Here is a 12,023-nt window from a genome sequence, read left to right as displayed (position 1 = left end):
GTGAAGGGGTCACATGAGCGCGAAGGAAGAAAACACCCTCCCCATGGGAATGTTCATGGATCTGGAACGGTCCGGCCCGATTCCGCTGTATTTTCAAGTCTCGCAGCGCATCGAGAAGGCCATTCTCAGTGGCGAACTGCCAGCCGGATCACGCTTGGAGAACGAGGTCGCCCTCGGCCAGCGCCTGGGCCTCAGCCGCCCAACAGTGCGCCGCGCCATCCAAGAAATCGTCGACAAGGGCCTGCTGGTACGCCGTCGCGGCATCGGCACCCAGGTCGTGCACGGCCAGGTGACGCGCAAGGTCGAACTGACCAGCCTCTACGACGACCTCACCAACACGCATAAGGTGCCCTCTACGCACCTTCTCGCTCTCGAAACCCGGGTAGCGGATGCGAAAACGGCTGAGCGACTCAGCGTGGCCGAGGGAAGTCCCACCCTGTACATTCGGCGCGTGCGCCTGGCCGATGACGTGCCGGTCGCCGTGATGGAAAACTGGCTCCCCGAAGAATTCATCGGAATCGAACCCAACGATCTCGTCGCGCACGGGCTCTACCAGGTGCTGCGTTCGCGCGGAGTGACGATGCGGGTCGCCCGCCAGCACATCGGAGCACGCAAATCCACCAACGAGGAGTCCGTGCTGCTGGAGATCGAGAAGAATGCGGCGCTGCTCACGATGGACCGCACGGCCTTCGACAACTCCGGACGCGCGGTCGAGTTCGGCCAGCACTGCTACCGCCCCGACCTGTACTCCTTCGAAGTGACGCTGGTCGAGAAGTAGCAGTCCTGCCAAAAGCACCAAAAAAGTCTGGCCGCCTAACCCCGAAGGGTCAGACGGCCAGACTTTTTTGTAGATCCAGCGGGTTAGGCGCGAGCGAGTTCGTGGGCGAGAGCGTCGAGTTCCGCTCCCCCGGCCATGAGCTTGGTCATCTCTTCGATCGTGATCTCGCTCTTCTTGAAATCGCCGAGGCTGGTTCCACGCTTGAGCAGCAGAAACCGGTCGCCGACCGGGTAGGCGTGGTGCGGGTTGTGCGTAATGAAGACCACGCCGAGGCCGCGATCGCGGGCCTGAGCGATGTATTTCAGCACGACACCGGCCTGCTTGACTCCCAGAGCAGAGGTCGGCTCGTCGAGGATGACAACCTTCGCGCCGAAATACACGGCTCGGGCGATGGCCACCGACTGGCGTTCACCGCCCGACAGGGTGCCGATCGGCTGGTCGACATCGCGCAGGTCGATGCCCATCTTGGCGAGTTCTTCCTTGGTGATCCGGCGCATCCCCTTGACGTCCAGCTGGCTGAACGGGCCGAACCCGCGCGTCAGTTCGGAGCCGAGAAAGAAGTTGCGCCACACCGGCATCAGCGGAACCACGGCGAGGTCCTGATACACCGTGGCGATGCCCAGGTCCAGTGCCTCGCGCGGGCTGCCGAAGGTGCGCTCGACACCGTAGGCGAGAAGCTTGCCGTGGGTGTGCGCGTGCGCCCCGGAGAGGATCTTGATGAAGGTCGACTTGCCGGCACCGTTGTCCCCCAGCACACAGAGCACCCCACCTGCCCCGACCGAGGCCGATATTCCCTGCAGCGCCAAAATCGAACCATAGGTCTTGCCGATATCCCGAACCTCAAGAATGGGCGGGGCAGCGGATGTGTCTCCCGGCGTCATGAGCGAACTCCTGCCTGGCGGCGTACATAAAGGTTGACGAGCACGGCCAGCAGCAGCATCCCACCGAGGAACGCCTTGAGCCAGTTGTTATCCCACTGGGCGAAGACGATGCCCTGCAGGGTCATGCCGTAGATGAGAGCGCCGAGGGCCGCACCGATGGCCGATCCGTAGCCGCCGGTCAGCAGGCATCCGCCGACCACAGCGCAGATGATGTAGATGAATTCCTGGCCGATTCCGGTCGTGGCCTGCACCGTCGAGACATCGAACAGCTGGAGCATTCCGACGAGCCAGCCCGCGCCGGCGGTGGTCATGAACAGGCCCATTTTGACCTTCATGACCGGCACGCCCACTTGGCGTGAGCTTTCGATCTGGCCACCAACCGCGAAGATCCAGTTTCCGGAGCGAGTACGCAGCAGAATCCAGGTGGCGAGAGCGGTTATCGCGATCCACCAGACAATGGAGATCTTCACGTCCATGCCGAACAATGCGAACGAGGAGCCGAAGAACACCTTGACAGCATCGAAGCCAGGAACGGCGCTCATGCCCTGAATCGACACCGTGCCGGTGATGATCTTGGTGACCGCCAGGTTCACTCCCTGCAGAATGAAGAAGGTGGCGAGGGTGACGATGAAGCTCGGCAGCCCTGTCTTCATCACCACGAAGGCGTTCGCCGCACCGATGGCCAGGGCAATCGCCAGGGCGATGACGAGGGCGAGCCAGATATTGACGCCCCACTCGGTTGTGACGATTCCGACGATCAGTCCGGTCGTACCGACCATGGCGCCGGCGGAGAGGTCGAACTCCCCGCCGATCATGAGCAGGGCAACCGCGACGGCCATGATGCCGAACAGCGATGCCGAGTAGAGCCAGGTGGCCACGCCGGCCGGCGTCAGAAACGCCGTCGTCGAGACCGAGAAGAAGATGAAGATAGCGAGGGCGGCCACTGCTGCGCCGACCTCGGGTCGGCGCAGCAGCGTGATGATGAGACCGGCTGGCTTAAGCCTTTCATCGATCATCCGTTGATCGGTTACCGCGGGTGCGGTGACGGTCATCGCGTTCCATTCTTCGCGAACTTGGCGACCTCGGCCGCGTTGTCTTTGGTGACGAAACCAGGGCCGGAGTAGACCGGCATGCCGCCTCCGACGACGTCGCCGTTGCGAGCCTGGAGGGTGAGGAAGGTCACGGGCAGGTATCCCTGGGAGTAGGGCTGCTGGTCGACCGCGAACAGGATCTTGCCGTCGAGGATCAGCTGCGTCACGTCGGAGGACACATCGAAGGTCGCCAGTTTTGCCGAGCTGGTGGCTTCGTCGATGGCCTGGCTGGCTGCTACGGCAATACCGGGGTTCAGGGTGAGCACGCCGTCGATGGACGGATCAGCCAGAAGGCTGCTCTTGATGGTGTTCTGCGCGTCCGCGACGTTCGCGACGTCGACCTGAACGTTGGTGACGGTGCCGCCGAGGGTGTCAGCTGCGCCCTTGCAGCGTTCTTCCAGTCCGCTGTTGCCAGCCTCGTGAATGACGCAGATGACGTTGCCGACACCAGCTTCGGCGAGCTGCTCGCCCGCGCCCTGACCGGCGATGAACTCACTCTGACCGACGTGGGTCTGGGCACCGAATGCCTTGGACTGCTCGAGGCCGGAGTTGATGGTGATCACCGGGATGCCAGCGGCGACCGCCTTTTCGACAGCGTTCTTGACGCCGTCCGGGTTGGCCATCGAGACGATCAGTCCGTCGGGGTGCGTCGCAACGGCGGCGTCGATGAGCTGGCTCTGCTTGACCGGGTCGCCATCACCCTGGTAGGTGACCGTGGCACCGAGATCTGTGCCGGCCTGCTCTGCGCCGCTCTTGACGACGTCCCAGAAGGTGTCGCCCGGTGAGCCGTGGGTGACGACGGCGATCGTGACCTTGTCACCGGAAGCAGCAACGTCGGTGGTGGCTGCTGTGTTGGTGGTGGACGTGCAACCGGTGAGGGCGAACGGAAGGACGACGAGCGCCGCCATCCAGCGAGATTTGAGCTTCATGAGTGGATCCTCCATTGGATACATTGTGACTGATGCCGTGCCGTGTGTGGTGCGGATCGTGCTGTCGGTCGTGAAGAGTCTTAGGAAGTCGCCAAACTGGCGATGAAATCGATGCTGGTACGCACATCCGCGAATGGGCCCTGGCCCACGGGCGGATTCTCGCTCAGAATCGTGTCCTGCTCGAGTACGTAATAGCCCGCATAGCCGGCAGCCTCGAGGCAGGTGACAATTGTCGCGATGTCGATGTCGCCGGTGCCGAGCGGTGTGTACAGGCCCAGGCGGACCGCGTCGGTGTAGGTCAGCTCCTTGCGCTGCACCTTCTTGGCCAGGTCGCGGCGCACGTCTTTGAGGTGCACGTGACTGATCCGAGCGGCGTCGCTACGGGCCAGTTCGACCGGGTCGGTGCCACCGATCAACAGGTGTCCGGTGTCGAGGCAGAGCCCGATCTGCGAGGCGTTAAGCACGCGCTCGACATCGTCGCTAGATTCGATCATCGTTCCGACGTGGGGGTGGATGGATGCCACGACGCCCCGCGCGGCCGCCGTCTGCACGAGCCGATCGAGGTTGGTCAGGAGCGTGTCCCATTCCTGCTCACTCAGCGTCGGCCGCGAGTCGTAGCCGGTCTGTCCGGTGTCGGCGGCGAGAACGAGTCTGGTTGCCCCTGCCGCCACAAACGAGTCGAGTTCGCCTTCAATGACCGGAACGGGATCGCGGTCGGCATCGTGAAGCACAATCGGGACAAATCCTCCGACGGCTTTCAGCCCGGCATCCGCCAAGGTCGCAGCTTTATCGCTCGGACTCACCGGAAGGAAACCTTCGGGACCGAACTCGGTGGCCACGACGCCCAGCTCGCGCATCTCACCGAGCACCCGCTCAGGGGTGAGTTGAAAACCCCAGTCGGGAACCTCGCACACACCCCAGGAAATGGGTGCGGCGGCAATGCGGCTCAGGAGACGTGTCTCGGACACAGTCACCGCTTGACTTCGTCGAGGCGCACGGGGCGTCCTTCGGCGCGGGACAGCTCGGCGGCCTCGGCGATGTAGAGCGCTTCCAATGCATCTCGCGGGGTGCACGGGCTGACGGTCTCGCCGGAGGCGACGGTGACGAATCGGGCCAGCTCTGCTGCGTAGGCCGAAGCGAACCTTTCCTGAAAGTTGGGCCAGGCTGAACCGGTGGGAAAGCTGACGCCCGGCTCGGCGCTGGTCAGCGGCACGCGCTCGTCGAGTCCGACCGAACGGTTTCCGAGACTTCCAGCGAGCTCCATCCGCACGTCGTAGCCGGCACCGTTGTAACGCGAGCCCTGCACAGTGACCAGGGTTCCGTCATCGAGTGTCAGCAGTGCTGCGGATTCGTCAACGTCGCCGGCATCGCCAAAGAAGGACGCTCCACGGTTGGCACCGGTCGCGAAGACCGTAGCGACCTCGCGGCCGGTGACCCAACGCAGAATGTCGAAGTCGTGAATGTGGCAGTCGCGGTAGATTCCACCGCTGGTGGAAATGTACTCGGCCGGGGGCGGCGTCGGGTCGCAAGTCAGCACGTGCATGCGGCGCAGTTCGCCGATGTCACCGTTCTGCAGAGCCAGTTTGGCCTCGGTATAACCAGCGTCGAAACGGCGCTGGAACCCGATCTGAACGGGAACGTCGTGACGCTCGACCTCCTCGACAAGCGCGATGCTGGAGCTGAGGTTCTCGGCGAGGGGCTTCTCACAGAAGGTCGGGATGCCGGCGCGCACGGCCCGCACAATGAGCTCGGCGTGGGCCGAGGTCGGCGCGGCAATGACGATGCCGTCTGGCTTCGATGCGAATGCCTCCTCGATGGTGGCTGACGCCGAGCCGACCGAAGCAGCCGCAGCAGCTGCGCGGGCTGGATCGAGGTCAGCGATCAGGAGGTCGGTGACACCGACCTGCGCCTTCAACGTGCCGACGTGAGACAGCCCGATCCTGCCGGCACCCAGAACTACGAATCGCACTTTATTGCCTCCACCTTGAGTTTGTTTTAATGTCCTGATGTGTTGCTTTTGACAACGCTATACGGCTGTCAAGCCGGCGTCAAGGGTTTGTCTGGACATACTTACAATTGTTTTTTCGAGACAAGCTGGGCCCCGAGATAGGGGCGCTGAATCGCACGTTGGGCAACGTAGTCGATCCGCGCGTGCGTGGTGCTCTCCAGGGCCGATACCTCGGCCACCGGCACGTCCCACCAACTCTCCGTATCGGGCGAAAACAGCAAAGGATCGCTGTTGATATGAATCAGGGTCGCCGTGCTGGAAGCCTTCGCCGTGGCCACGGCCGCAGCCAGGTCGGCGATGGCGTTCACCCCGGGCTCCACCCTGATCACGGCTATCCCGAGACTTGCCGCGTTGGCTGCCAGGTCGATCGGCAGCGTCGCATCCGTTTCAAAGTTGTTGTGAGCCTTGTCTTGAAAACGATACTGCGTGCCATACCGTTGCGAGCCCACCGTGTCGCTGAGGTGCCCGATGGAGGCGTAGCCGTGGTTCTGCACCAGCACGACGATGAATTTGAGCCCCTCGGCCACGGCCGACACGATCTCGGTGTGCATCATGAGATACGAGCCGTCGCCGACCATGACGATGGAATCGCGGTCAGGGGCCGCTCGGCGTACACCGATGCCTCCGGCGATCTCGTAGCCCATGCAGGAAAAGCCGTATTCCACGTGATAGCCGAGTTCGTCGCGCACCCGCCAGAGCTTGTGCAGGTCGCCGGGCAGCGACCCGGCCGCGCAGACGACCACGTCGCGCGGCTCCGAGGCCCGCTGCACGGCACCAATAATCTCGGACTGGGCGGGAAATGGCCGCCCACTCGGGGCGATGGCCGCGTCGACGACCGCATTCCACTCCGTCTTCTCCAAGCGGATGCGATCGGCGAATTCAGCATCGACCTGGTAGCGATCGAGACCCTCGGTCAGTTCCAGCAGTGCCTCACGGGCATCCGCTACCACCGCGATGGCTGCGCCATGCTTGATCGCGTCGAATGATGCCACGTTGATGTTAATGAAGCGCACGCCCGGGTGCTGGAACGCGGTGCGGCTGCCGGTCGTGAAGTCACTGTACCGAGTGCCGATTCCGATGATCAGGTCAGCATCACGGGCGATTCGGTTGGCGGCGGTCGTTCCCGTGGCGCCCACGGCGCCGAGGCTCTGCGGGTGGTCCCACAGCAGCGATCCGACACCGGCCTGCGAGGTGCCCACCGGAATGCCGGTCAGTTCAACGAATGCGGCGAGCGCAGCTGCAGCATCGGAGTAGATGACGCCGCCGCCCGCGACGATCATGGGCCGCTTGGCCTCACGGATGGCGCGCACGACCTGGTCAATGACGCCCCGATCCGGCCGGGGGCGACGGATCTGCCACTCACGATCGGCCAGAAACTCCACCGGCACGTCCAGCGCCTGCGCCTGCACATCTTCGGGAAGGCACAGCGTGACCGCGCCGGTTTCGACCGGGTCGGTGAGCACCCGCAGGGCGCCGATGACAGCGGAAAAGAGCTGCTCCGGGCGCTGCACCCGGTCGAAGAAGCGCGACAGCGGCTTAAAGGCATCGTTCACGCTAATGCTCGCGTCTTGGGGCAGTTCCAACTGCTGCAGCACCGGGTCGGCCACCCGGGTGGCGAAGGTGTCGGAGGGAAGTAGGAGCACGGGCAAGCGGTTGATCGTGGCGAGGGCGGCACCGGTGAGCATGTTGGTGGCACCGGGCCCGACCGAGGCGGTGCAGGCGAAGGTCGACCGACGCCGACGCATCCGGGCAAAAGCCACTGACTCGTGCACCATTCCCTGCTCGTTGCGGGCCTGGTGGTACGGCATCAGCGTGGGGTCCTGGACGGAGAGCTGTTTGAGGGCCTGGCCGATGCCGGCGACGTTCCCATGACCGAAGATGCCGAAGGTGCCGACGATCGTGCGCTCACGGACGGAGCCGTCGACCGTGTACTGGTGGGCGAGAAACTCGATGAGTGCCTGGCTGACTGTCATACGACGAGTAGTCACTACGTTGTGTCCTTTCGGGGTGCTGCCGGTAGAGAATTAAGACGTGTAGGGAAGCCGGGAGTCGAAGTCCTGGCCTACCCAGGTATCGCGAATCCAGCCGTGCGCCGGATCATCGCTGATGCGCCATGATCGGTCGGGATCCGGCCCGGCCATCACGTTGAGGTAGTAGAGGTCGTAGCCTGGGGCTGCAACGCAGGGGCCGTGCCAGCCGAAGGGAACGAGCGCGACGTCGCCGGTGTGCACCTCCGCCGAGATGTCGATGTCTCCGGCCTCGGATGAATACGTGCGCATGAGGCCGAACGGGCTCGCCGTCTGCGGCGCGCTCTGGCCGCGGGTGACGGCACTCTCGAAGTAGTAGATCTCCTCGAGCCGCGACTCCATGCCCTCCCGGTATTCGTCGTGCTTGTGCGGCGGGTAGCTCGACCAGTTCTCGGCCGGGGTGATCACTTCACACACGATCAATCGGTCGGCCGTGAGGCTGGCCGGGGTACCGAAGTTGTGCACCTGACGGCTGGACCGACCGGCCCCGCGCAACTCGATCGGAACATCCGCTTTCGGAATATACGTCACCGGCAGCACCTGGTCGGTCGGCGCTTCGGCCACCGCCACCCGCCCAGCGCCTTCAATCGAAAGAGCCGTGCCGGTGGGCAGGTAGAGCGTGTCGGTCGGGCCGTGAAAAACGGATGCTCGCCCAGCGAGAACTTGCACTCGCACCTCGGTCTCCCCCGCGAGGGTGTAGCGCACCGTGAAAGACCCGGCGAGGGGCACCACGATGCGTTCGACGGCTTCGGCGGGCAGTGTCGAGGAGTCCCCCGAGGCCAGGGCGGCGACGCGGATTCCGGTGTAACGCCATCCGCTGATGGCGGTGTCGACGACCGTCTCCCAGCCGTCACGCTCGAGGGAGCCCCGGGCGTAGAACCAGTGCGCGGATGGCATCGTCATCGTTAGTTGTTCTCGGGAAAGCCGAGGTTGATGCCGCCGTGGCTCGGGTCGAGCCAGCGGCTGGTGATGGCCTTGCCGCGCGTGAAGAAGTGCACGCCCTCGACGCCGTGAGCTTTGGTGTCGCCGAACAGCGAGTTCTTCCAGCCACCGAAGGAGAAGTAGGAAACGGGCACAGGGATAGGCACGTTGATGCCGATCATGCCCACCTCAATCTCGTTCTGAAAACGGCGAGCCGCGCCGCCGTCGTTGGTGAAGATGGCGGTTCCGTTGCCAAAGGCGCCGGAATTGATCAGGTCGACGCCCTCTTCGTAGCTCGCAACGCGTACCACTGAGAGTACCGGTCCGAAGATCTCTTCCGTGTACGCCTTGGAGGTCACCGGCAGGGCATCGATCAGGGTCGGGCCGAGCCAGAACCCGTTCGGGTCGCCGTTCACCTCGATGCCGCGGCCGTCGACGACGATCGTCGCGCCGTCCTCGGCGGCAATGTCAATGTAACTGGCGACCTTGTCCCGGTGCACCTCGGTGACGAGCGGGCCCATGTCGCAGGAGCGACGGCCGTCGCCCACGGTGAGGGTGTTCATGCGGCTGACGATCTTCTCGATCAGCACGTCGGCGACGGGTTCAACGGCGACGATGACGCTGATGGCCATGCAGCGCTCCCCGGCACTGCCGAAGCCGGCGTTAATGGCGGAGTCGGCGACGAGGTCGAGATCGGCGTCGGGCAGCACGAGCATGTGGTTTTTGGCTCCGCCGAGGGCCTGGATGCGCTTGCCGTGGCGGGTGCCGGTTTCGTAGACGTACTGGGCGATGGGGGTCGAGCCGACGAAGGAGATGGCCTTCACGTCGGGGTGTTCGAGCAGGCCGTCGACGGATTCCTTGTCGCCCTGCAGCACCGTGAATACACCGTCGGGGAGGCCGGCCTCCTGGAGCAGCTTGGCCATCCAGATGGCGGAGCTTGGGTCTTTCTCGCTCGGCTTGAGAATGACGGTGTTGCCGGCCGCGAGGGCGAGGGGGAAGAACCACATCGGCACCATCGCCGGAAAGTTGAACGGGCTGATCACGGCGACGACGCCGAGGGCCTGACGGGTGGAGTACACGTCGACGCCGGTGGAGACGTTCTCGGAGTAGTCGCCCTTGAGCAGGTGCGGGATACCGCAGGCGAATTCCACGACCTCCTGGCCACGCGAGATCTCGCCGAGGGCGTCGGAGAGTACCTTGCCGTGCTCGCTCGTGATGATCTCGGCCATTTCACCCTTGCGGGCGTTTAGCAGTTCACGAAAGCTGAACAGCACCTGCTGGCGCTTGGCCATGGACAGGTCGCGCCAGGCCGGGAAGGCGGCCTTGGCGCTGGCGATGGCGGCCGCAATCTCGGCCTGGTTGGCGAGCGACACGTTCTTGCTGACCGTGCCGAGCGCGGGATCGAAGACCGGCGCGATGCGACCGGAGACTCCCGGCTGTTCTTTTCCGTCGATCCAGTGCGCGACGAGGGCTAAATCAGTTGCAATTGCGGGCATGGTTGCTTCCTTCTGAACGAGAGTGGAATGAATGAGAGGTTTTTAGGCGCCGTGCACGAGTTCCGCAGCGGTATCGATGGCTGCCTCGACGTTGCCGTCGCGCGGGTAGAGCAGGCTGCGGCCCACGACCAGGCCGCGCACGCCCGGAAGGGCGAGGGCGTGGCGCCAGGATTCGAAGGTTTCGTTCTGGTCACCCACCGGGTCACCGCCCAGGAGCAGGGTCGGTAGGGTGGTGGCGGCCATGACGCGATCCATGTCGGGAACGACCGGCAGCTTCAGCCACGAGTAGGCGCTGGAGTTGCCGAGGCCCTCGGCGATGGCAATCGAGAGGATGACGGCATCCGCTGTCAGGTCATTTTTGACCCGACCGTTGACCCAGGAGCTCATGAACGGTTCGAGCATGATCGGAATGCCGGACTTGGCCGCTTCGCTCACGGCGAGGGCTGTCGCCTCGAGGGTGGCCAGCGAGCCGGCGTCTTCGAGGTTGATGCGCACGAGGTTCTTGGCAAAGTCGAGGCGGTCGCGCTGGATTTTGTCGATGTCGTAGGCGGTGTAGCGGTCGTCCATCTCGAAGGAGGAACCCCACAGCCCGCCGCGGTTCATCGAACCGACGACGATCTTGTCGTCGAGCAGACCGAGCAGGGCCAGGTCGTCGATGATGTCGGGGGTGCCCAGCACACCGTCAACGCCCGGGCGGCGAAGCGCGGTGGCGAGGCTTTCGAGCAGGGCGTAGCGGTTGGCCATAGCTGTGGCGTCCTTACGCACGCCCAGGGCGCCACGCGCACGGTGATCGGCGGCGACGATGAACAGCCGGCCGTCGCCGCGAATCAGCTCGCGCCGGGTGCGGCTGGCCAGAATCTCGCCGATGCGCTCGGGGTGCGCCGCACGGGCATGCCGCAGCGCGTCGAAGTCAAGCCCGGTCATGCTGGCAGTCCCTTCAGAATCTCTTCGACCTCATTGGTCGTGGGCATGGCGGTCGAGCATTCCCGGCGGCTGGCGACGATGGCGCCGGCCACGTTCGCGAATTGCAGGATGCGGCGCAGCGGCCAGTCCTGCAGCAACCCGTAGCAGAGTGCCCCGCCGAAGCTGTCGCCGGCGCCGAGGCCGTTGACGACGTCGACGAAGTACGGCGGTACCTCGACGGTTTCGGTGCGAGTTTTCGCCAACACGCCCTTGGGACCCTGTTTAACGATGGCGAGTTCGATGCCGCGTTCCAGCAGGGCGTCGGCGGCGCGCAGCGGTTCGGTCTCACCGACGGCAACCTCACACTCCTCTTTATTGCCGACCGCGACCGTTGCATGACCGAGGGCGAGTGCCACCTGGGCGCTGGCCTCGGCGGGCGATGCCCAGAACATGGGTCGGTAGTCGAGGTCGAGAATGGTCAGCGGGCTACGACCGCGAGCTTCCCAGGCAGAGAAATGAGCGGATCGGCTGGGCTCCTCGCTGAGGCCGGTCACGGTTGACCAATAGATGCGGGCTTTCTTGATGGCCTCGAGGTCGAGTTCGTCGGGGTTGATGACGAGGTCGGGGGCTTTCGGCGCGCGGTAGAAGTAGAGCGGAAAGTCGTCCGGCGGAAAGATCTCGCAGAACACAACGGGGGTGTTCAGGTCGGGCACTCCAGAGACGTACTCGTCGCTCACGCCGAGGCGGCGGAGTTCCTGGTGGATGTAGTTGCCGAACGGGTCGTTTCCGGTGCGGGTGACCACGGCCGAGTTCAGTCCGTGCCGCGCCGCAGCTACGGCAACGTTGGTGGCACTGCCACCGAGGTATTTGCCGAAGGTTGAGACGTCTTCGAGGCCGACGCCATCCTGCAAGGGATAGATGTCAACGCTGACGCGGCCAATGGTCAGCACATCGTGCGGGGTGCGAGGTGAAGTCGTCATACTCCGATG

The 12,023-nt window shown here is 64.3% G+C and carries 11 protein-coding genes; 1 reads left to right on the top strand and 10 read right to left on the bottom strand.

Annotated features, from left to right (window positions below):
• The first annotated feature begins 13 nt into the window (after positions 1–13).
• Positions 14–778 (top strand): GntR family transcriptional regulator, encoded by a 765-nt coding sequence (locus E3T31_RS03385; RefSeq protein WP_134467458.1) that lies wholly within the window; start codon positions 14–16, stop codon positions 776–778.
• 83 nt (positions 779–861) lie between these two features.
• Here E3T31_RS03385 and E3T31_RS03380 read toward each other — a convergent pair whose 3' ends face one another.
• The 10 genes from E3T31_RS03380 to iolC all read right to left on the bottom strand — a co-directional run bounded on the left by E3T31_RS03380 (position 862) and on the right by iolC (position 12,014).
• On the bottom strand, positions 862–1,659 hold the full coding sequence (locus E3T31_RS03380) for an ATP-binding cassette domain-containing protein (protein WP_134467457.1): 798 nt from the start codon (positions 1,657–1,659) through the stop codon (positions 862–864).
• Positions 1,656–2,711 (bottom strand): ABC transporter permease, encoded by a 1,056-nt coding sequence (locus tag E3T31_RS03375; RefSeq protein WP_241977569.1) that lies wholly within the window; start codon positions 2,709–2,711, stop codon positions 1,656–1,658. Before E3T31_RS03375 ends, E3T31_RS03380 begins: the two co-directional genes overlap by 4 nt.
• Positions 2,708–3,679: a sugar ABC transporter substrate-binding protein gene (locus E3T31_RS03370; protein WP_241977568.1), complete on the bottom strand. Its 972-nt coding sequence runs from the start codon at positions 3,677–3,679 to the stop codon at positions 2,708–2,710. The genes E3T31_RS03375 and E3T31_RS03370 overlap by 4 nt, the downstream gene beginning before the upstream one ends.
• Positions 3,680–3,759: 80 nt before the next feature.
• On the bottom strand, positions 3,760–4,647 hold the full coding sequence (locus E3T31_RS03365; protein WP_241977566.1) for a TIM barrel protein: 888 nt from the start codon (positions 4,645–4,647) through the stop codon (positions 3,760–3,762).
• A gap of 2 nt (positions 4,648–4,649) precedes the next feature.
• A complete protein-coding gene (locus E3T31_RS03360; protein ID WP_134467455.1) occupies positions 4,650–5,648 on the bottom strand; it encodes a Gfo/Idh/MocA family oxidoreductase in 999 nt (332 codons plus the stop codon).
• Between the two features lie 101 nt (positions 5,649–5,749).
• Positions 5,750–7,660 (bottom strand): 3D-(3,5/4)-trihydroxycyclohexane-1,2-dione acylhydrolase (decyclizing), encoded by a 1,911-nt coding sequence (iolD, locus tag E3T31_RS03355; RefSeq protein WP_134467547.1) that lies wholly within the window; start codon positions 7,658–7,660, stop codon positions 5,750–5,752.
• Between the two features lie 51 nt (positions 7,661–7,711).
• Positions 7,712–8,617 (bottom strand): 5-deoxy-glucuronate isomerase, encoded by a 906-nt coding sequence (gene iolB / locus E3T31_RS03350; protein WP_166788372.1) that lies wholly within the window; start codon positions 8,615–8,617, stop codon positions 7,712–7,714.
• A gap of 2 nt (positions 8,618–8,619) precedes the next feature.
• Positions 8,620–10,131: a CoA-acylating methylmalonate-semialdehyde dehydrogenase gene (locus E3T31_RS03345; protein ID WP_134467454.1), complete on the bottom strand. Its 1,512-nt coding sequence runs from the start codon at positions 10,129–10,131 to the stop codon at positions 8,620–8,622.
• A gap of 42 nt (positions 10,132–10,173) precedes the next feature.
• On the bottom strand, positions 10,174–11,055 hold the full coding sequence (locus E3T31_RS03340) for a class I fructose-bisphosphate aldolase (RefSeq protein ID WP_134467453.1): 882 nt from the start codon (positions 11,053–11,055) through the stop codon (positions 10,174–10,176).
• On the bottom strand, positions 11,052–12,014 hold the full coding sequence (gene iolC, locus E3T31_RS03335; RefSeq protein ID WP_134467452.1) for a 5-dehydro-2-deoxygluconokinase: 963 nt from the start codon (positions 12,012–12,014) through the stop codon (positions 11,052–11,054). The genes E3T31_RS03340 and iolC overlap by 4 nt, the downstream gene beginning before the upstream one ends.
• Positions 12,015–12,023 lie beyond the last annotated feature (9 nt).

It is taken from the genome of Cryobacterium sp. TMS1-13-1 (assembly GCF_004403125.1).
GTDB lineage: Bacteria > Actinomycetota > Actinomycetes > Actinomycetales > Microbacteriaceae > Cryobacterium > Cryobacterium levicorallinum.
Note: the sequence above shows the minus strand (reverse complement) of the source record. Positions and strands in the feature narration are given on the sequence as shown.

Bases quoted from the DNA above. Each gene is read 5' to 3' on its own strand.
- E3T31_RS03385 (WP_134467458.1), top strand. From the start codon at position 14: ATGAGCGCGAAGGAAGAAAACACCCTCCCCATGGGAATGTTCATGGAT.
- E3T31_RS03380 (WP_134467457.1), bottom strand. From the start codon at position 1,659: ATGACGCCGGGAGACACATCCGCTGCCCCGCCCATTCTTGAGGTTCGG.
- E3T31_RS03375 (WP_241977569.1), bottom strand. From the start codon at position 2,711: ATGACCGTCACCGCACCCGCGGTAACCGATCAACGGATGATCGATGAA.
- E3T31_RS03370 (WP_241977568.1), bottom strand. From the start codon at position 3,679: ATGAAGCTCAAATCTCGCTGGATGGCGGCGCTCGTCGTCCTTCCGTTC.
- iolD (WP_134467547.1), bottom strand. From the start codon at position 7,660: ATGACAGTCAGCCAGGCACTCATCGAGTTTCTCGCCCACCAGTACACG.
- iolB (WP_166788372.1), bottom strand. From the start codon at position 8,617: ATGACGATGCCATCCGCGCACTGGTTCTACGCCCGGGGCTCCCTCGAG.
- E3T31_RS03345 (WP_134467454.1), bottom strand. From the start codon at position 10,131: ATGCCCGCAATTGCAACTGATTTAGCCCTCGTCGCGCACTGGATCGAC.
- E3T31_RS03340 (WP_134467453.1), bottom strand. From the start codon at position 11,055: ATGACCGGGCTTGACTTCGACGCGCTGCGGCATGCCCGTGCGGCGCAC.
- iolC (WP_134467452.1), bottom strand. From the start codon at position 12,014: ATGACGACTTCACCTCGCACCCCGCACGATGTGCTGACCATTGGCCGC.